General features: G+C 62.6%; 17 protein-coding genes and 1 riboswitch. Of the genes, 8 read left to right on the top strand and 9 right to left on the bottom strand.

Annotation, left to right across the window (positions count from 1 at the left end; genetic code table 11):
- Positions 1-117: 117 nt before the first annotated feature.
- The 6 genes from QM609_RS11235 to QM609_RS11210 form a co-directional block, all read right to left on the bottom strand.
- Complete coding sequence (locus QM609_RS11235; RefSeq protein ID WP_050655989.1) at positions 118-1,527, bottom strand: TerD family protein; 1,410 nt, start codon at positions 1,525-1,527, stop codon at positions 118-120.
- Positions 1,528-1,554: 27 nt separating this feature from the next.
- Complete coding sequence (locus tag QM609_RS11230) at positions 1,555-2,412, bottom strand: hypothetical protein (RefSeq protein WP_007727039.1); 858 nt, start codon at positions 2,410-2,412, stop codon at positions 1,555-1,557.
- Positions 2,409-3,518 (bottom strand): cysteine protease StiP family protein, encoded by a 1,110-nt coding sequence (locus QM609_RS11225; RefSeq protein WP_003941082.1) that lies wholly within the window; start codon positions 3,516-3,518, stop codon positions 2,409-2,411. The genes QM609_RS11230 and QM609_RS11225 overlap by 4 nt, the downstream gene beginning before the upstream one ends.
- Positions 3,515-4,804 carry a phosphoribosyltransferase family protein gene (locus tag QM609_RS11220; RefSeq protein ID WP_050655990.1) on the bottom strand — a complete coding sequence of 430 codons (1,290 nt, stop codon included), beginning with the start codon at positions 4,802-4,804 and terminating at the stop codon, positions 3,515-3,517. Before QM609_RS11220 ends, QM609_RS11225 begins: the two co-directional genes overlap by 4 nt.
- Positions 4,801-5,958, bottom strand: a complete 1,158-nt coding sequence (locus tag QM609_RS11215) for an HpcH/HpaI aldolase/citrate lyase family protein (RefSeq protein WP_042950575.1) — start codon at positions 5,956-5,958, stop codon at positions 4,801-4,803. The genes QM609_RS11220 and QM609_RS11215 overlap by 4 nt, the downstream gene beginning before the upstream one ends.
- Before the next feature lie 92 nt (positions 5,959-6,050).
- A complete protein-coding gene (locus tag QM609_RS11210) occupies positions 6,051-7,196 on the bottom strand; it encodes a hypothetical protein (RefSeq protein ID WP_082239047.1) in 1,146 nt (381 codons plus the stop codon).
- A gap of 243 nt (positions 7,197-7,439) precedes the next feature.
- Here QM609_RS11210 and QM609_RS11205 point away from each other — a divergent pair, with 243 nt between their 5' ends.
- The 5 genes from QM609_RS11205 (at position 7,440) to QM609_RS11185 (ending at position 11,823) form a co-directional block, all read left to right on the top strand.
- On the top strand, positions 7,440-8,015 hold the full coding sequence (locus tag QM609_RS11205; protein WP_003941199.1) for a TerD family protein: 576 nt from the start codon (positions 7,440-7,442) through the stop codon (positions 8,013-8,015).
- A gap of 137 nt (positions 8,016-8,152) precedes the next feature.
- On the top strand, positions 8,153-9,277 hold the full coding sequence (locus QM609_RS11200) for a DUF475 domain-containing protein (protein WP_029254390.1): 1,125 nt from the start codon (positions 8,153-8,155) through the stop codon (positions 9,275-9,277).
- 175 nt (positions 9,278-9,452) lie between these two features.
- On the top strand, positions 9,453-9,929 hold the full coding sequence (locus QM609_RS11195) for a GNAT family N-acetyltransferase (protein ID WP_050655991.1): 477 nt from the start codon (positions 9,453-9,455) through the stop codon (positions 9,927-9,929).
- 18 nt (positions 9,930-9,947) lie between these two features.
- Positions 9,948-10,397, top strand: a complete 450-nt coding sequence (locus QM609_RS11190) for a GNAT family N-acetyltransferase (RefSeq protein WP_050655992.1) — start codon at positions 9,948-9,950, stop codon at positions 10,395-10,397.
- Between the two features lie 64 nt (positions 10,398-10,461).
- The gene (locus QM609_RS11185) at positions 10,462-11,823 is read left to right on the top strand and encodes a lipase family protein (protein WP_050656002.1); all 1,362 of its coding nucleotides are present in this window, start codon (positions 10,462-10,464) and stop codon (positions 11,821-11,823) included.
- Positions 11,824-11,841: 18 nt separating this feature from the next.
- Here QM609_RS11185 and QM609_RS11180 read toward each other — a convergent pair whose 3' ends face one another.
- The 3 genes from QM609_RS11180 to QM609_RS11170 all read right to left on the bottom strand — a co-directional run bounded on the left by QM609_RS11180 (position 11,842) and on the right by QM609_RS11170 (position 16,401).
- Complete coding sequence (locus QM609_RS11180) at positions 11,842-12,546, bottom strand: MgtC/SapB family protein (RefSeq protein WP_003941187.1); 705 nt, start codon at positions 12,544-12,546, stop codon at positions 11,842-11,844.
- Positions 12,547-12,555: 9 nt separating this feature from the next.
- Positions 12,556-15,249, bottom strand: a complete 2,694-nt coding sequence (gene mgtA / locus QM609_RS11175) for a magnesium-translocating P-type ATPase (RefSeq protein WP_003941089.1) — start codon at positions 15,247-15,249, stop codon at positions 12,556-12,558.
- Between the two features lie 348 nt (positions 15,250-15,597).
- Positions 15,598-15,771, bottom strand: a riboswitch (M-box (ykoK) riboswitch).
- A gap of 45 nt (positions 15,772-15,816) precedes the next feature.
- Positions 15,817-16,401 (bottom strand): TetR/AcrR family transcriptional regulator, encoded by a 585-nt coding sequence (locus QM609_RS11170; RefSeq protein ID WP_050656003.1) that lies wholly within the window; start codon positions 16,399-16,401, stop codon positions 15,817-15,819.
- A gap of 126 nt (positions 16,402-16,527) precedes the next feature.
- Here QM609_RS11170 and QM609_RS11165 point away from each other — a divergent pair, with 126 nt between their 5' ends.
- The 3 genes from QM609_RS11165 to dszD all read left to right on the top strand — a co-directional run bounded on the left by QM609_RS11165 (position 16,528) and on the right by dszD (position 18,907).
- Entirely contained in the window at positions 16,528-17,631 is a 1,104-nt protein-coding gene (locus QM609_RS11165; protein ID WP_050655993.1) for a hypothetical protein, read from the top strand.
- A 15-nt stretch (positions 17,632-17,646) separates the two neighbouring features.
- The gene (locus tag QM609_RS11160) at positions 17,647-18,120 is read left to right on the top strand and encodes a YbaK/EbsC family protein (protein WP_003941167.1); all 474 of its coding nucleotides are present in this window, start codon (positions 17,647-17,649) and stop codon (positions 18,118-18,120) included.
- A 208-nt stretch (positions 18,121-18,328) separates the two neighbouring features.
- Positions 18,329-18,907 carry an NADH:FMN oxidoreductase DszD gene (dszD, locus tag QM609_RS11155; RefSeq protein ID WP_003941189.1) on the top strand — a complete coding sequence of 193 codons (579 nt, stop codon included), beginning with the start codon at positions 18,329-18,331 and terminating at the stop codon, positions 18,905-18,907.
- Positions 18,908-18,911: the final 4 nt, after the last annotated feature.

Here is an 18,911-nt window from a genome sequence, read left to right as displayed (position 1 = left end):
CGGCTCGACATGCCGCATGAGGTTAACGCACAGAGGGGAAACGATGTCCGGTTCGACGGACGGCGATCGAAATCACCTACCGCCGAACCGGATTCATCTCGACTATGCAGTCTCGACTCAAGCAGTGAGGAAACGGCCCAGCTGCGGCGCAGCTTCTCCTGCGTGCTTGGCCTGGATACCTTCACCGATGGCCTGCAGCTTCCATTCACCGTTCACGCGGTACACCTTTGCCATCACCATTCCGGTGAAAGCCATGCCGCCCTGGAGCGTGTATCGAGCGAGCTCGGAGTTGGTGGTGCTGTCCACGAGACGGCAGAAAGCGTTGGAGACCTGCTCGAACGTGTGTCCGCGGTACGAGGTCACGGTGAAGATCACGGTGGTCACGTGAGCCGGGACCCGCTGCAGATCGACGAGCATGACCTCGTCGTCGCCGTCTCCGTCGCCGGTCAGGTTGTCACCCATGTGACGGACCGAGCCGTCCTTGGACGTCAACTGACCGTAGTAGCAGACGTCGACGAGGTTGCCGTCGGCGTACAGGAGTGCCGAAGCGTCGAGGTCGACGTCGGCGGTACGGCTTCCGAACAGGCCGCTCTTCTTGATCGGATCCCAACCCAGACCCATCTGGATCATGGTGAGCGCGACGCCGCCCTCCTTGCGGAGTGTGACCTTCTGTCCCTTGGTCAGGCTGACGGGGCGTCCCTTGACCAGGCTCACCTCGGGCTGCTGCGCCGGCGGCTGGTTCTGCACGGGAGGCGCCGGGGGTGCCTGGTTGTACGTCGGCTGCTGGTTGTACGTCGGCTGCTGGTTGTACGCAGGCTGCTGCGCCGGCGGGTAGGCCGGCGGCGTCGGTCCCTGGTTGTAGGCAGGCGGCTGGTTGTACGCGGGCGGGGCCGGCGGAACCGGCGGCGCGTTGTACGAAGGCTGCTGCTGCGGCTGGTTGTACGCCGGCGGTGTAGGAGCGACGGACGAGGGCGGGGTGATCGGCGCCGGAGCCGCGACCGGAGTGGGCGGCGGCGGCGCGGGCGCATCGTCGACCGACACACCGTGATCGGTGACCAGCGCGGCAAATCCACCCGCGTACCCCTGGCCGACGGCGCGCACCTTCCACGCACCCTGCCGTCGGTACACCTCGAGCGCGATGACGATGGACTCGGTGGTGAGGCCGTCGATCACGTACTCGTACAACACATTCCCGGCCGCATCGGAGACCCGAGCGGTCGGTGCAGCAGTGCGCCCGAAGTTCGACGAAGCGTCGTCGAGCGTGATGACGGCGCGAACCTGCTCGATATCGGCGGGTACGCCGGCGAGTGAGACTCGGAGTGAGGCAATGCCACCCGGGTTGGGTACCAATTGCACGCCGGGTCCGGTCGGCTGGTTGAAGAAGACGAAGTCGGCGTCGGAACGAACTTTTCCGTTGCTCGTCACGAGGAGTGCAGACAGGTCAGCGGCCGCAGCCAGCTGAACCGAGACAACTACATCCGAGACGTCCAGCGGGCCGTTCTGCCCTTTGGCAAGCGATACAGACAACTAAATCCCCTTCATAGAGAGCGTGTATTACCCGAGCGCGGAAGAGAACCACCGCAAGATCTCCGCGCTCGCTGCGATACCGGACCTTTCTGTCACAGTAACGGTCGGCCGTTGCCAATTCAGTTCTTCCAGCTCACCGTGCCTGGGCCTGATCGCGAAATCGGAGTATTCGAGCATGTCCGCATCCAATGCGCCGTCACCAGCCGAGATCACGACGGCGGACTGATCCAGATCACCCGACTCGACCAGTCTGCGGCGCACCTCTGCCAGCGCTCGTGACTTCGAGACCGCGTCGGGCATCGTGTAGATCTTGCGGCCTTGACGCGAGACGTTCCAGCCCCGCGTCACGCACCACCCATTCCATTCGGTTTCGAAATCACTCGGCATCACGGCCAGATCGACGACCAGGTATGGAAACAGGTCGTCGGCAACACGAATGGAGCTGACCCAACTCGAGTCGATCCGCGATTCCAGTTCCGCCTGAACCTGCGGCAACTCGGCGCCGGACTTACGGGTCGAACGGTCGATCTCGTTTCGCCAGTCGCGATCGGCTTCGCCGTCTACGAGGATGTTTCCGCCGTTGCTCGTGATCGCGTACTTCCACGGTCCGCCGGGAAGATCGATCCGCTGGAACTGCGCAATGGTCCTGGTCGTCGTCGGAATTACCGGAACCCGCGAGCTGAGCGCGGTCAGCAGTTCGATCGATTCGACGCTCATGTGCGAGAGCGGACCGCCGTTGTAGTACTCGACGCACAGCGGGCTCGGTGCCGAATCCAGGTCGGAGCCACTGGGATCGCCGCCGATCGCGGCCTGCGAATAGATCATCGTGCGATCCAGATCCGTGGCGATCAGGACCTGGGACGCAGCGGTGTCCACACGGCTCACGTGATGTCCTTGATCAGGCCGACACACGAGTAGGCGAGATCCGGGACGACCTCGACCGGGACCCCACGGGCCTGTGCCAACAACCGGATGTGTGCGTGCTCCGGGGCTTCGAGTTCGCGCACCAGAACCTTCCAGGGAAGCCGGCGCAGCAGCACCCTGGTTGTTTCTCCGACACCGGGTTTGACGAAGTTGACCGTCGAGATCCCGTACTCGGCCTGCACCTTCTCCACCGACTCCCAACCGGCCCAGGTCGGCGTCCGATCGGAATCGAGCACTGCAGCAAGAGAATCCGCTGCGTCGCCGCGAACCGAATCGAACTCGGCCGAGACCACGTCGAGCAACCTGTTGGAAACGTCGACGTCGGCGAGGTCGGCGTAGAACTTGGCGCCGTGGAAATCGCCGGGCCCGATGAGGGTGTCGTTGAGGACAGTTCGTGAGACCAAGCCGGACACCGTCGAATTGAGGCACGCCGACGCGATCAGGAAGTCGTCACGGGTCCCGTACGTTCGCACGCAGTGTCCGGGGTCGGCGAGAACAGCCAGATCGGAGTCGAACTTCGCTCCGCCTGCCTCGTGGTACTCCGTCAACGCTGCGTCGAGTTCGCGGGCGATGGCGCCCTTGCCCGTCCAGCCGTCGACGAAGACGACGTTCTCCGAGTCGTGATGGTGCGCAAGATAATCGAGTGCGACGGAATCGATTCCTTTGCCACGGACGATGGACACCGCATAGTGCGGCAACGTCAACCCGCGGGTCTGCTGGGCCCAGCGCCGCATCAGAATCCCGATCGGTGTTCCGGCCCGGGCGAGTGAGACCAGCGTGATGTCACTCCCCCGCTCGGCCAAGACCAGGTCCATCACGGTCCCGACAGCGCGCGCCAACCGTGGAGCGCTCTCGGCGAGCACCGTCTCGAAAAGATCCCGGTATGCCTGATCGGGTTGGTACTCGATGGGGAGAGACTCGGCATAGTGCGCCTCACCCGACTGAATACGCTTCTCGCGCACGGATACATCCGCTTCGAGATCCACGTGCGAGAGATCCTTGAGCAGCCACTTCACTTCGCCCGGCGCGTACGAACCGAATTCGGGCCCGACCAATGGTTCGTTCATGACGAGCTCCCTGCTCTGGAATCTCGCAGCGCCGACGGATCGGCCCCGCGAACGGTGGCGACCAGGACGTCGGTGCCGGAGTTCCGCAACACCTCGACCACTCCGTCCATCGCCGTCAACCGATCGGTGTCGGCGGGCTCGTCGATGACCAGCAACGCAAGGGCGTCGACCGCCGCATCAGGCCACTGCGCGTTGTAGACGTATCGGGGTTCGTTCTCGCCCAGTTCGGGCGCCGAAAAGGTGAACCCGCGACGCAGCGGGTATCCCGGCACGTCAACGACGTAGGCGGGTGAACGCGTCGTGGTCTGGTAACGAACTGCTCGCCCAGAGCTTTCCAAGCCCGCAGCGATGCGCAGTGGCAGGTACATCAACTCCTCGTGACCGATCACGATCACAGCACGCGACGCGTCGATCGACGATCCGAGAATGGACACCGCTGCCTCGACGGCTGACTCGAATGCCGCGGTGTCGCCATCGAGAAAGCCATGCCTGCCACCGTCGGGGACATGTGCCGGCCACGGCAGATCGATCCGTGCCAGCGTGCCACGGCGGTCACCGATCGGATTGAGATCCGGAGCATCCAGCGCCGTGACGCGCTCGGTCAGGCCGTCGGGCAGGACCGTCGAACCCGAAGCGAGAGAGACGTAGTCGATTCGTACATTCAACTCTGCCGCCGCGGCTTCGCCGGCGACTCGGTGTTCCTCGGTTCTCATGTCCACCAGCGAGGCCACGACGTAGCGGCTTCGCGGGCATTGCCCGTGCAGCGCCCGGATGGCATCGATCGCGGTGGCGCCGGTGGAGATCTCGTCGTCGACGAGGACCAGAGGCAGGTCGTTCTCGAACAGTTCGGCGGACGTCGGCTGCATCAGATGGCTCGTGGCGTGCGAGTGCCCCTCCTCGAATCCGGCGAGCGTCGTAGCCCCTGGTACGTCTCGGCGCGTGGAGTGCAGGTAGCAGTGAGCGTGCAGGCGAGCTGCGACGCAGTGGCCCAAACCTGTTGCGGTTTCGGCAAACCCGAGAACGACGACGTCGACACCCTCACCGAGGGTTGTCCGCACCAGATCGCCGAGGTCGTCGGCAGCGCCGATGACCACGGACGGCTCGGTGGGCACGTGCTTTCCCAGCACGGTGGACACCAGCAGATGAGCGCGACGCGGATTCCGCCGAAGTCCCGGGATCACCAGATCGGGCACCGAATGCCCGAGTGACGAATCACCGTGAACGAGGTCCAAGCCGAATTCTGCTGTAGCCCAGGGAACGTCCTTGGACTGGACAAGCTCTGTCATCGATCGACCAACGCCGTCAGCAACTCGACGAACGTGATTCCCTTGTTGGTCACACCGAACACGTGAGCTCGGAGCGCAGTCTGATGGGCCCAATTGCGGTGCGGCTTCATCTCGTTCATCTTGTTCCGGTAGCCGGACGCCTGAACTCCCCCGGCGTCGGCACCGAGAATGTCGAGGGCATCGTGATATTCCTCGTGCGTGACAGCGGACAGTGCATTGACCGCTGCGACGTGCGACGGGTGGATGACCGTCTTGCCCTGGATTCCGTTGGCTCGGTCCAGCGCGATCTCACGGAGCAGACCGTCGAGGTCGCGGCTGACGAGATGCTGACGGAACCGGACGGCGTCGTGTTCCTCGAACGGGGTGGCGCGCAGCATCGGCCGGAACATGCGTTCGTGATCGGCGAAGTACTCCCACACGGGCCCGGTGATGACAAAACCCGAACCGTCCGCGCGCCCGAGATAGTTGACGATGTCGGCGATGACGTCGACCACCACGCGCACGTCGTAGATGGTCAGATCGCGGTCACGACGGATGCCGAAAGTGCTGCACATGTCGGTGGCGCCGATGCGGACGGCAAGGATTCGATCGCGGTGTTGCGCGAGAATCCCACTGATGGTGCGCAATTCGAGATCGCGAGTATCGCGGTGCACAAGCGCGGGTGATTCGAGTACCGGCATCGCGTAGAGATGCTTGCCCAGCAACTCGGATGCGTCCGCGACGGCGTCGAGGAACACAGGGCCGGACTCGCTGCCGAACTTCGGGATGACGAACCCGGTGAGCGCGGCGCGCCCCTCGGTCAACGACGCGGCGACCTTGTGGATGTCCGCGACTTCACGAACCCGCACGAACAGCAGCATGCCGACGGCGTCGGTGGACGCGATCTTGTCGAGAGCGTCAACCGCGTTCGCTCGCGCTGACTCCACCTCGTGATCCGCGACGGCGTCCTCGAGATCGAGCACCATCGAGCTGACGCCCTCGGACGCACGCTTGACCACGATGTCGGCCAACCCGGCCCGGGTGGCAGGAACGTAGAGAGTTGCACCCAGAGCAATCGCGAGCAGATCCCTCTCGTCGGAATCCGCGAACGATCGAGGCGCATGCAGGAACAGTTGCTCCCGCACGTCATCCTCGAGATGTTGAAAGTGCTGCATTTCTCTTCTCTCTGTAACCGCAATCAAGTCCATGAAACGACCCCCTGTGACAACGCGTCGGGCAACTCCGATCCCCCGATCGGCCCGACCATTCAGTTTTTGCCGGCTCGCGCCCGCATCTTCTCGACAACTTCGGTGATGAACGTCGATACCGAGTCCAGCTGTAATACATACGACCAGTAGTCCGGATGAGTTCCCGACAGTGACGCACTCGCTCGCTCGATCCTTGCTAGTTGAGCATCGAGTACAGAGCCCCACTCCGCCACCAACCCTTGGTTAACAGCGAACATCTGGGCGTCTTTCAGCCGGAAACGAACCTCACGTTCCTTTTGGCTCGGATCTGCCCGGACTGCACGCAGAGTAGCGAGACGGTCCGTCACGGCGTCGGCACACGCTTCGGCGTCGGCGAGGTGCACGCGGGCTTCGGCCATCAAAGCCAGTGCGTGTTCGGGGTTTCCCGCAGCCAACGACTGCTTCGCTTCCTTGAGATCGATGTCGGCCTGATCGATATGCGCTCGGCTGCGACTGCTGTTGTCGACGAGGTCAGCGGAACTCGCGGCGTTGAACTCGCGCAGCAATGCGGAGTACGCCGGATCCAGGCGGTCCACTCGAGTGCGCACTGCCGACAACCTGGTCGAAACGGAGGAGATCGTCATCTCGGCACGGTGCTGGGTCGACGGGGCTTCTGCCAATGTTTCTTCGAGCGCCGATACCGCTTCGCGGACACTCTCGGCCCGCGTGCGGACTGCGTCGGCGCGACCGGATGAGCGCGCATTGTCGAGCGCTGCAACCGCGTCGTCGAGGTGTTCGGAGGCCGTCACCACCGACGGGTACTCGCGATAGCGCTGATCGGTGGCAGCCAGTTTTTCCCGGACGGCGTTTGCCAGGGTTCGGGCCTGCTGGCCGAGGACGGGAATGGCGGACATCGTGACCGTCGCCTGCTCGAGGTGCGCACGATGCCCGTTGTAGAAGGCGTCGACGCCCTTTGCCGCCTCGACGAGTTCGGCTACCGACTTTTCGAACGCCGCCCGAGCACCGTTCGGGTTCTGGTGGAGTACCTGATCGTTTCCATAGCGCTCGGATGTGTCGAGGTAATCCGACGCAGCCTGGAAGCACCGATCCCGAACGGGTTCCCACGCAGCGCGCAGCCCTCGCTCGGGGTACAGCTCGGCGGAAGCGTCGACTGCTGCCGACGCGATGGTCTGCCGCTTGTCCATGTCGAGGAACGCCGAAACCATGGCCGTCTGCGCCTCCCGCGCACGACTGACCGACTCCCCCACTCTTGCCCCCCGATTGAAGCGCTCCGACCATCTTCCCACCACGATTGAATCCTACGGGTCCAGCACTTCGCTTCTCGGTTCGTAATTCTGCTGTTACGGCGAACACACCGGAACTGCGGTTAGGGTGGTGGAGGTAAACACACTCCCAAGACGACTTCGCGTCGTAGTGGGCCTTGTCTCTCCTCTTGAAAGGACCCCTGAATGGGCGTCAGCTTGACCAAAGGCGGCAATGTCTCTCTCACGAAGGAGGCCCCGAACCTGACTGCAGTGGTCGTCGGCCTGGGCTGGGACGCGCGTTCCACCACCGGAGCTGCTTTCGACCTCGACGCCAGCGCAATCGGCGCAGGCTCGAACAAGAAGGTCCTCTCCGACCAGCACTTCATCTTCTTCAACAACCTCCGTTCGCCCGACGGCTCGATCGAGCACAAGGGTGACAACACGGACGGCGAAGGCGAAGGCGACGACGAGCAGATCGACGTGAACCTCGCAGCGGTTCCCGCCGAGGTCGAGAGCGTTGTCTTCCCCGTCTCGATCTACGACGCAGAAGCTCGCTCGCAGTCCTTCGGCCAGGTCCGCAACGCGTACATCCGCGTCGTCGACAAGTCGAACGGCAACGAGCTCGCTCGTTACGACCTCTCCGAGGACGCTTCCACCGAGACCGCCATGGTCTTCGGTGAGCTGTACCGCAACGGTGCAGAGTGGAAGTTCCGCGCAATCGGCCAGGGCTACGCGTCCGGCCTCGCGGGCATCGCGCGCGATTACGGCGTCAACGTCTGATCTTCGCTCTCGACGAGCTGACTCGGGGAAGGTTCCGCAGTAGTCTGTGGAACCCTCCCCGTTTTCACGTTCGGATGCGGTGAGAGACCGCTTGCAGTAACCACTCTGCATTGACCAACTAGAAAGGGCCACGCTCCGTGGTACTGCGAATATTCGGTTTATCCATCGCAATTTCGATCCTCGCGATGATCGTTGCGTTCATCTACGGCGGACCCGAGGCACTGTTCCTCGTCATCATCCTGTCGATTCTGGAAATCTCGCTTTCCTTCGACAACGCCGTCATCAACGCCACTGTTCTGCAAAGAATGAGTGAATTCTGGCAGAAGATCTTCCTCACCATCGGCGTCATCATCGCCGTCTTCGGTATGCGTCTGGTGTTCCCACTCGTGATCGTCTGGGCTGCATCCGGTCTCGGTCCCGTAGCTGCACTCGACCTCGCGCTCAACCCGCCGCCGGACGGTGCAGCGTACTTCCCCGGCACGAACGAGCCGAGCTACGAAACCATCCTCACGGACGCTCACCCGCAGATCGCTGCCTTCGGTGGCATGTTCCTGCTGATGCTCTTCCTCGGTTTCATCTTCGAAGAGCGTGAGATCACCTGGCTGTCTTGGCTCGAGAAGCCCCTCGCTCGCATCGGCAAGCTCGATCAGCTCTCCGTCGTCGTGGCCGGCATCGTCCTGGTACTGAGTGGTTCGTTCCTCGCCGCTGACGACAAGGTCTCCACCGTCATGATCTCGGGCGTTCTGGGCATGATCACCTACATCGCGGTCAACGGCTTGGGTGAACTGTTCAATCTGCCGGAAGAAGGCGAAGAGGAAGAAACCGCCAAGTCCGGCGGCCCCACGCAGCTCGCGAAGGCGACCGGTAAGGCCGGCTTCTTCCTGTTCCTCTACCTCGAGGTCCTCGACGCGTCCTTCTCCTTCGACGGCGTCATCGGCGCATTCGCCATCACGGCAGACCCGATCATCATCGCCCTCGGCCTCGGCTTCGTCGGCGCGATGTTCGTCCGTTCCATCACGGTCTTCCTGGTCCGCAAGGGCACGCTCTCCGATTACGTCTACCTCGAGCACGGTGCGCACTGGGCCATCGGCGCTCTGGCCGTCATCTTGATGGTGTCCATCGGCGTTCACATCAACGAGATCATCACCGGCCTGGTCGGTGTCTTCTTGATCGGCGCTGCTTTCATCAGCAGCCTCATTCGCAACAAGCGAATCGCGAACGAAGATCCGAAGTTGGACGAGAACACTCCGGCAACTGTCTGACGTTCTTTTCACGAAACGCCCGCGACCAATTGGTTGCGGGCGTTTTGTTTGTTATGCCGGAATTGAAACTCTCTGCATTCACAGCCGCGCGCCAATTGCTCAGCCGCGCGCCAAATTCAGCCTGCGGGTGAACAATTGCCCTGCGGGTGCGAAGAACCTATTTGTAAGGGAAACCATGAACGAGATAGTCATAGAGCGCGCAACGGACGAGGACGCCGCGGAAATCCTTGTTCTACAACGCTGTTGCTGGGTCTCGGAAGCAATCTCCAACAACAGCATGGACATACCCCCGCTCCACGAGGACCTACCCACGGTCCGAGCCTGGGTTCAGCAGTCGACGGTCTGGGCCGCACGACGCGGCGGCCGGCTCGTCGGGGCCGTGCGAGGAACCGCGGACGGAACCGCATGGCAGATCGGTCGCCTCATGGTGGCACCGGACTTGGCGGGCAACGGCCTCGGCCGACGCCTCTTGCAGCACGTGGAACAGAACGCTCCGGAGCACATCACACGTTTCGAGCTGTTCACCGGAAGCAGGAGCCTGCGGAACATTCGCCTGTACACCCGAGCGGGCTACTCCCAATTGCCGCCGGACCCCAGCCACATCCCCGGAGTCGTCTACCTGTCCAAGCCGAACGCCATCAACTCCGACTGAACGGCGATACTGACTTCTGTGGTGAACATTCGCGTCGCAGCGCAGACAGACTTGCCGTTCTTACGTGAGCACGACTCACACATCGCAGCCGAGGAACTCGCGTCAGTGATCCAACGCGGCCGGATACTCGTCGCCGAGGACAACGGTAATCCAATCGGCTGGCTGCGCTGGGGCTTGTTCTGGGACGAGATTCCGTTCATGAACATGCTGACCGTCCTGTCTTCGAACCGCGGCCAAGGCATCGGGCGCGCTTTGGTCACAGATTGGGAAAAACGCATGAGCCGCGCGGGACACTCGCAGGTCCTCACCTCCACACTCGCCGACGAATCAGCCCAGAACTTCTATCGCGCAATGGGATACACCGACGCGGGAGTTCTGTTACTCCCAGGCGAGTCCTCCGAAATCTTCCTACGTCGAGACCTCGATACGACGACCGATCTGACCGATCCCCACATTACCCACGAGTAATATATGGTGGTCGTCACACCACGATCTCAGGGTGGGGCGTGGCACACCAATGTGGAGGACGAGTATGTCGTCAAGGGTCTTATCTCGCGCAGTTGTCGGAGTACTCGCGCTTGCACTGACAGGCGTCGGCGCACCGGTAGCGCTCGCGCAGCCAGTCCTTGCCAAGTCCCCCGATGACGGTTTCTACAGCTACGAGGGCGCGGCACCCCTCTCGTCGTACGCCCCGGGTGCGGTACTCGAGACTCGCACCGTGCCGTACACCGTGCTCAACATCCCGACCCCGATACAGGCAGTCCAGGTTCTCTACCGATCAACCGACGCCCTGGGACAGCCGTCCGCCAACGTCACCTCGATCCTGCGCCCGGCCAACGCCCAACCGAACAAAGTTGTTTCGTACCAGTCCTTTTACGATTCGCTGAACCCCGACGACAGCCCGTCGCGGGCCATCGCGGGTAACACCCCGATCGGCGACTGGACTCCCAGCGGACGCAACTTCAACATCGGCGGTACCTTCACGTCCATCGAGGCAGCCTTGTTCGGGCCGCTCTTCGCATTGGGCTACACGATCGTCGTCCCGGACACCGAGGGCCCGGATGCAAACTTCGCTGCCGGACCCGAATACGGGATGATGACACTCGACGCTCTGCGTGCCGCCCGCGATGTCCCGGAAACCGGAATCACCGACGACGCAGAGATCGCGCTGATGGGTTACTCCGGCGGAGCGATCGCCACCAACTGGGCTTCGATACTCGCTCCCGCATATGCACCGGAGATCAACGACAACTTGATCGGTGCCGCGCAGGGAGGCGTGCTGGTCAATCCGGCCAACAACCTTCGCTACGCGAGCGGAAGCATCGGGTGGGGCGGCGTTGTCGGCATGGCAGTCGTCGGCGTTGCGCGTTCGTACGACATCGATTTCGGGAAGTACCTCAGCGACCGTGGACGCGACGTCATGGCTCGACTCGAAGACGCGTCCATCGGCAATGTGCTGGCACAGTATCCCGGACTGACCTGGCAGGATCTGGTCAAACCCGAGTACGCCGATCCCAATACGGTTCCCGAGTACGTCGATGTCGTGAACAAGATCAACATGGGCACCGCGGCGACACCGACCATTCCGATGTTCATCGCGCAGGCGGCCAACGGCACCATCGAGGGCACCCAACCCGGCGGCCCCGGTGTCGGAGCGGGAGACGGCGTGATGATCACGGGCGACGTCCGCACCCTCGCACGCAAGTACTGCGACGCCGGCCTGGCGATTCAGTACGACCAGTACGACACCATCAGCCACTTCCTCGGCGCCATGCTCTGGCTCCCCGGTGCGCTCGCCTGGGTCGACGACCGCTTGAACGGCAAGCCTGCACCGTCCAACTGCGCGAACATTGCACCGGGGAACTCACTTGCGCCGCAAGAACATGCGCGCTGACTGACAGCGAGCCTGAATCTACTTCGACGGTTCCACCTCCCACCGAACGTGAGTCACCAACGGTTCAAGGCTAAGTCGGCTGACGGCGGATTCCAGGAGTCCGTCGTCTCGCTCCGCGGCAGCCAGTTCGGCCACCACCCGCACGCGGTCGCTGTCCGGGATGTCGAAGGACTGCACTGACCGGAGCTGAAACTCGGGCCTCGAAATGGACTGCACGGTAAGACCTCTGATGTGAGCTTCGGCGTCGCCGTGACAGGTCACCTCGAAGGTGTAGTCCGCGGGTGGTTCTTCGCGTCCGGTTCGGGCAGGCTGGTGATCCATCATCCGGCCCAACGGCCTCAACAGCGTGTTCGCCAACATGATTGCGCCGGCACCGAACACCGCGACCCAGTACATTCCGCCGCCGGCCAGTGCGCCGACGGCGGCAGTGGCCCACAGAGTGGCGGCAGTGTTCAGGCCGGTGACCGACGCACCCTGCTTCATGATCACTCCAGCACCGAGGAAACCGATCCCCGAGACGATCTGCGCTGCGACGCGCGTCGGATCGGCGTCCGGGCCCTGAAACCCGTACGCGCCCATGATGACGAAGAGCGTCGCACCCAAGCTCACCAACGCGTTGGTTCGCAGACCCGCCATCCTTGCGCGCCATTGCCTTTCGATCCCGACGGCAGCGCCGAGGACGAGCCCGAGCGCTATCCGCACAAGGATGACGTGGATTTCCACGGTGAACTCCTAGAGCCAGGTCGCGAATCGACGAATGAACATTCCCTTGGCCACCTGCGTGACGACGCAGTATGCCCCGAGGGTGAGGACCAGCCACGGGAAGTAGTTCCACGGCAGTGAAACCAACCCGAGGGAATGACCCCAGGACGTGAACGGGAACACCAGCGCGAAGACGCAGGCAGCGCCCGTGCTGAGCAGTACCGGCAGCGATGCACGCGACTGGATGAACGGGATCTTGCGGGTGCGGATCATGTGAACGATCAGCGTCTGCGAGATCAATGACTCGATGAACCAACCCGATTGGAACAGCGCTGCATGCTCGGGAGAGTTGGCGGCGAACACGAACCACATCAGCGCGAACGTCGAGATATCGAAGATCGAACTGATCGGGCCGATGAACACCATGAACCGGCGAAGGCTCTTGGTCTCCCACTTGCGGGGCTTCGCGAGGAAGTCGTCGTCGACACGGTCCCACGGGATCGTGAGCATCGAGAGATCGTAGATCAGGTTCTGCAACAACAGAACTACGGGAATCATGGGGATGAACGGCAGCAGGGCACTGGCGACGAGCACCGAGAAGACGTTCCCGAAGTTCGACGACGCAGTCATCTTGATGTACTTCTGGATGTTTCCGAAGGTACGACGCCCTTCGATGACTCCTTGTTCGAGTACACCGAGGTCCTTCTCCAGCAAGATGATGTCCGCGGATTCGCGGGCGATGTCCGCCGCTGTGTCAACGGAGATGCCGACGTCCGCAGCCCGCAGTGCGGGTGCGTCGTTGACACCGTCACCGAGGAAACCAACCGTGTGGCCGACCCGGCGCAGCGATTCGACAATGCGTGCCTTCTGCATCGGATCCGTCTTCGCGAATACGGTTGTCCGCTGCACCAACTCGTCGAGGGCGTCGTCGCTCAACGCTTCGATCTCGGCGCCGGATACAACAGTTCCCACGTCGATACCGACTTTGCCGCAGACGGTTTCGGCGACCAGTTCGTTGTCACCCGTCACTACCTTGACCGCGACTCCGTGGCTCGCGAGGGCTTCGATCGCCCCGGCCGCAGATTCCTTCGGCGGGTCGAGGAAGGCCAGCAGTCCAACCAGGGTCATGCCCTCTTCGTCGGCCGTCGAGTACTCGCGGCGCTGCTCTTCGACGACTGTCTTGGTTGCCACCGCAAGCACTCGCTTACCTTGACCGTTCAGCTCCGCGACCAGACGGTCGACTCGGGCCAGCCATCCCGGTGTCAATTGGTGGGTCACCCCGTCCAGTTCCACCGATTCACAGACCGAAAGGAGCTCTTCCACTGCACCTTTGGTTACGATCAGATCGGCGTCTCCGTGGTCGACCACCACGGAGAGTCGACGGCGCTTGAAGTCGAAGGGAATCTCGTCCACCAACCCGTGGCGACGCGAGATCTCCTCGACCACTTCGGGACCGGCGGCCTCGATCACCGCGTCGTCGAGAAGACTGCGCAATCCGGTCTGATTCACGGAATTGACCGCCGCTAGCCGCAATACGTCCTCGGACTTACGTCCGGCAGTATCGAGATGCTCACCGAGAACGATGCGGTCCTCGGTGAGAGTTCCGGTCTTGTCCGTGCACAGAACGTCCATGGCACCGAAGTTCTGAATCGCGTTGATCTGCTTGACGATCACCTTCTTGCGCGACATGTGGAGCGCACCCTTGGCCAGGTTCGCCGTCACGATGAGCGGCAACATTTCCGGAGTCAACCCCACCGCGGTGGCGACGCCGAAGAGTAGTGCTTGGCTCCAGTCCTTGGTCAGTCCGTTGATAATGAACACCGCGGGAACCATGATCAGCATGAACTTGATCAGCAGGTAGCTGACACTGCGCACCCCGACGTCGAAGCTGGTTTCGGGTCGCTTGGACGCCAATTGTGCTGTCATGGCACCGAAGTAGGTCCGCTTGCCGGTGTGTACCGCAACGGCGGTGCCACTGCCCGACACGACGGAAGTACCCATGAACCCGATGTTCTCGGCTTCGAGCAGGCGATCGACGTCGATCCCCGACGACGGGTCCGCCGACTTCTCGGCCGGCATCGATTCACCGCTGAGCATGGACTGATTGACCTGTAGATCCTTGGCCCGGATGATGCGGACATCGGCCGGGATCATGTCGCCGGCGGCAAGCTGGACTACATCCCCCGGCAGTAACTGCTCGATCGGAATCTCAGCCGTGACCACGGTGTTGTTGATCTTGCGGGTGGCCGCGACGGTCGTCGTAACCATCGCCTTGAGCGCCTCGGCGGCGCGGCTCGAACGGTATTCCTGCCAGAACCTCAGTGAGACACTGACAAAGATCATCAACCCGAGAGTGATGATGCCCTCGTAGGAAGGACCGTCCTCGGGGTCCGCCCAGACCACGTCGGTCCCGACCATGATCAGGGCGAGGAATACCAGGATCAGGATGAACGGGTTCTTGAAGGCCCCCGCGAACTGCACGATTGCCGGCGCCGGGCGGTCGTGGCGGACATCGTTGCGCCCGTATTGCCGACGAAGATCGTCGATCTGATCGTCGCGAAGGCCGTTGGCCGTCGTGGTCAGATCGGCGAGGACGGTGCGCGTGTCCGAGGCCGAGTAGTCGACCAATTCCTGTGCGCTTTCCTTTGCCAGGACTGTTGAATGTGTTTGTTGTGCACTGTTTCTCGTGGGCCGTGGCCGCAATGCGAGAACGGAAAATGACATGACGAACCTCCTCGGCTGCCCGAACACGCCGGACCATGCCAGTGCATGAGGGCAGCAGAATGCGCTGAGCGACAATGGAAGTCGTCAGCGGACGCGGCAAAGCCGCGCAGATGAAGCCGAGGATGCAAAGAGTCAGTGACTGAAGAGCAAAATGCCGGGGTGAGCATCGTCGGCAAGAACAGAAGGATGGGTCGAATATCGACTCGGCGGGTCGTCCACGATGGTCACCTCCTGAAAGTTCGGGGCGTCCGATGACGCCACACAAAGTACATGCGCACAGCACACGCCAGGAGAACCGAATATCGACGTACTCTCGCCTTCGCCGGAAGAAACCGGCATCAAGCTGCGAAAACACCTCCACGTCCGAGTTTTGGCACTGCACGACGTGTCCCGATCAAGACCGGGAAGCCACTTTGGATCACCCCTTAAGCCGGGGAGATCTGTCCTAACCTTGGGCGTCTCTCGACGTCGTGAGATCAGTGGCCTGTGTTCGTGCAGAAGCCTCACCTAACGAGGTACTGCACCCAGAGGGTAGTTCTCAAATCTGTTGCCTGTCAACCGAGCAACTCAGACGGAGGGCAATCCTGCCCGTGCGACGGCGCCGGCGAAGAGTGCCGTCACGGCGGCACCCATGACACTCTGATCAACCTCTTCCGGATCCACGGAGTGTTCGAGAACGAGCCCGGATATCAACGCCATCAACGAGATTGCGGTTGTCCGCACGTCAAAGGAATCGTCCACTCCCCATTCACGGGCACGTTCGCCGATCAACTCCACGAGTTGGCTGCGCAAGTGGCGACGCTCACGTAAGTACGCCTGAGCGATCTGCGGATCACGCCCGGCGAGCACTCCGAATTCGAGGACGAGAAGCGACCACCCCGGGTCGTCGACCATCCACGTGGCAATGGCCTCGCCACCTTTGCCCGCCGCGTCGGACGGGTTCATCCCGGCAATCTCGGCGAGCACCCGGCCGGCCAGTTCGAGAGACCGTTGCGCGAACAGTTCGGCGAACAGATCTTGTTTCGACTCGAAGTTGGAGTAGACAGCCCCCTTGGTGAAGCCCGCTCGGCGAGCAACTTCAGTGAGACGTGCAGCACTGAATCCGCGCTCCGCAAACTCTTCCGCCGCAGCGTCGAGCAGTCTTTGCCGCACCACGTCACGTCCGGGGCGGGTTACCGGAGTCCAGTCCGGTTGACGAGATTCAGTCACGATACCTAGAGTATTCAATACCTCGGGTATTGACAAGCTCTTTACTTTCGACAAGATCAGGACTCTTTCGTGACCACTACGCATCCGGCACACGCCGCACCAGACAACAGCTCCACCCACGACGAACACCACCACGACAATCTGCTCGTGAAGTACGGCGCACCCAAGGTGATGGCCGCGTTGTTCGTCGGCGTGCTCCTGCTGCAGATGGGCTTCATCCTCAGCTACGTCGCCGCCTTCCATCAGCCGACTCCGCGAGACATCGAAATCGCGGTCATCGCCGATCAGGGCACACCCGACGGCATGGATCAGCAGATCGCCGACAAACTCAACGCCATCGACGGCAGCCCGCTCGACGCTCAGGTGGTCGACAGCACGGCGACCGCTCGCCGCATGATCAACGACCGAGAGATCCAGGGCGCGTTTGTCGTCAACCCGGCCGGGCCGGACACCCTGATCACCGCGAGCGCGGGCGGCAGCTCCATCGCGACGTCACTCGAAGCGGTGTTCACGAAGGTCGAGGCGACACAGGACCGACAGTTCGTCGTCCGCGACGAGATCCCCGTCGGAGCCCACGACAACCGCGGCCTCTCGGGCTTCTACCTCTCGGTCGGCTGGGTCGTCGGCGGCTATCTCCTCGCGGCAGCCATCGGACTGTTCATCGGTGCGCCGAAGACTCTCCGCCAGGCAAGCGCACACACGGGCGTGATCGCGATCTACTCGATCATCTCGGGAGCTCTCGGCGCCCTCATTACCTCACACGTACTCGGAACTTTCGCGGGCCACTGGTTCCCGCTGTGGATCCTGGGAACAGCCGTGGTGTTCGGCACCGCCATGTTCACACTCGGATTGCGCGCTGCCATCGGCGTTCTGGCAGTCCCGCTGGCTATCGCCGTCTTCGTGATTCTCGGCAATCCCAGTGCGGGAGGCGCATTCGGCTCCAACGTGATTCCCTCGTTCTATGCCGCCATCGGCCGATGGATCACACCTGGCGCCGGCACCGAAGGCGTGCGGAGCATCGTCTACTTCAACAACGTCGGCGTCGGCCAGCCTGCTCTGACGCTGTTCCTGTACGCGCTGATCGGTGCGGTCATGCTGTTCGGCTTCACGATCCGTCGTAACCGAAAGTCCACCGACACGACGCCGACTCCAGCTGTGGCGAACGCCGACTAGTCCTAGTCTGAACTCATGACGAGCCTCCTCCACCCCAACGCCTCGCACGTCGCCGAAACACTGATCTCGCGGGGTCACCACGGCGTCATCGTCACGCAGCCCGACGCCACGCACACCGCGGCCGAGGCAGCTGCGGCCGTCGGGGTGGAGGTAGGCGCGATCACCAAGTCACTGGTGTTCCTTCTCGACGACGATCCGGTCCTGCTGCTGGTCTCCGGCGCGCATCAGGTGAATCTGAAGGCCACCGGCGAACGCCTCGAAGGCAAGCTCACGCGGGCGCCGCTGGAGATGGCGAAGTCCGCGACGGGCCAGCCGATCGGTGGGGTCGCTCCGCTCGGGCATCCCACCAACCTGCCCACCTACATCGATACCGCCCTCGAGCAGTACCCCGAGTTGTGGGCAGCCGCCGGGCACCCCAACACGGTCTTTCGCACGACGTACTCCGAACTCCTCCGAATCACCGCCGGCCTCGCCGTCGACATGGACTGAAGCACTTCAGCCAACCCGGTCCGAAACCACTCAGACGTGCGTCCACCTATAGTTGGACGCACCATGTGCACTGCAACCAGGACCCCGGCCGGCAACCACTGGCGTCGACGGCACGTAGATCTGTGCCGCACCGACGCCTGTCTGTGTATGCCGAGCGCAGTCACCTCGACCACACCGCACACCTCGAGTTCCAGCCGGAGAGTTCCCGTTGTCTGACAAGCCGAATGCCGTTTCCAGCCACACCACCCCCGACGTCCCCGAAGTAGCGGCGACGCCCGAGTTGTCGACCGGCATCTGCGCCGGTGACTACCGCGCTGCGCTTCGCCGCCACCCCGCCGGTGTCACCGTCGTGACCCTCGATTCGGGTACCGGCCCGGTGGGTTTCACCGCCACCTCGTTCTCGTCCGTCTCCCTCGAGCCGCCGCTCGTCTCGTTCAACATCGCGGAGACGTCGTCGAGCATCAATGCACTCAAGGCAGCCGAGTCCTTGGTGATCCACCTTCTCGGCGAACATCAGCAGCATCTGGCCCAGCGCTTTGCGCGTAGTGCCGATCAGCGTTTTGCAGACGAGTCACTGTGGGCAGTGCTCGACACCGGGGAACCGGTGCTGCACGGCACCCCCAGCTGGATGCGCGTCAAGGTCGACCAGTTGATCCCTGTCGGCGACCACACGCTGGTCATCGGACTCGTCACGCGGGTTCACGCCGAAGAAGACGACGAATCCGCTGCCGCACCGCTGCTCTACCACGAGGGCAAGTACTACCGCCCGACTCCGTTGGGTCAATAGACAA

The sequence above is a fragment of the Rhodococcus sp. IEGM 1302 genome (assembly GCF_030056935.1).
GTDB classification, from domain to species: Bacteria; Actinomycetota; Actinomycetes; order Mycobacteriales; family Mycobacteriaceae; genus Rhodococcus_F; species Rhodococcus_F qingshengii.
Note: the sequence above shows the minus strand (reverse complement) of the source record. Positions and strands in the feature narration are given on the sequence as shown.

Coding starts and splice junctions, on each gene's coding strand:
- mgtA (WP_003941089.1), bottom strand. CDS start 15,249: ATGTCATTTTCCGTTCTCGCATTGCGGCCACGGCCCACGAGAAACAGT.
- QM609_RS11205 (WP_003941199.1), top strand. CDS start 7,440: ATGGGCGTCAGCTTGACCAAAGGCGGCAATGTCTCTCTCACGAAGGAG.
- QM609_RS11210 (WP_082239047.1), bottom strand. CDS start 7,196: ATGGTTTCGGCGTTCCTCGACATGGACAAGCGGCAGACCATCGCGTCG.
- QM609_RS11215 (WP_042950575.1), bottom strand. CDS start 5,958: ATGCAGCACTTTCAACATCTCGAGGATGACGTGCGGGAGCAACTGTTC.
- QM609_RS11160 (WP_003941167.1), top strand. CDS start 17,647: ATGACGAGCCTCCTCCACCCCAACGCCTCGCACGTCGCCGAAACACTG.
- QM609_RS11185 (WP_050656002.1), top strand. CDS start 10,462: ATGTCGTCAAGGGTCTTATCTCGCGCAGTTGTCGGAGTACTCGCGCTT.
- QM609_RS11220 (WP_050655990.1), bottom strand. CDS start 4,804: ATGACAGAGCTTGTCCAGTCCAAGGACGTTCCCTGGGCTACAGCAGAA.
- QM609_RS11195 (WP_050655991.1), top strand. CDS start 9,453: ATGAACGAGATAGTCATAGAGCGCGCAACGGACGAGGACGCCGCGGAA.
- QM609_RS11225 (WP_003941082.1), bottom strand. CDS start 3,518: ATGAACGAACCATTGGTCGGGCCCGAATTCGGTTCGTACGCGCCGGGC.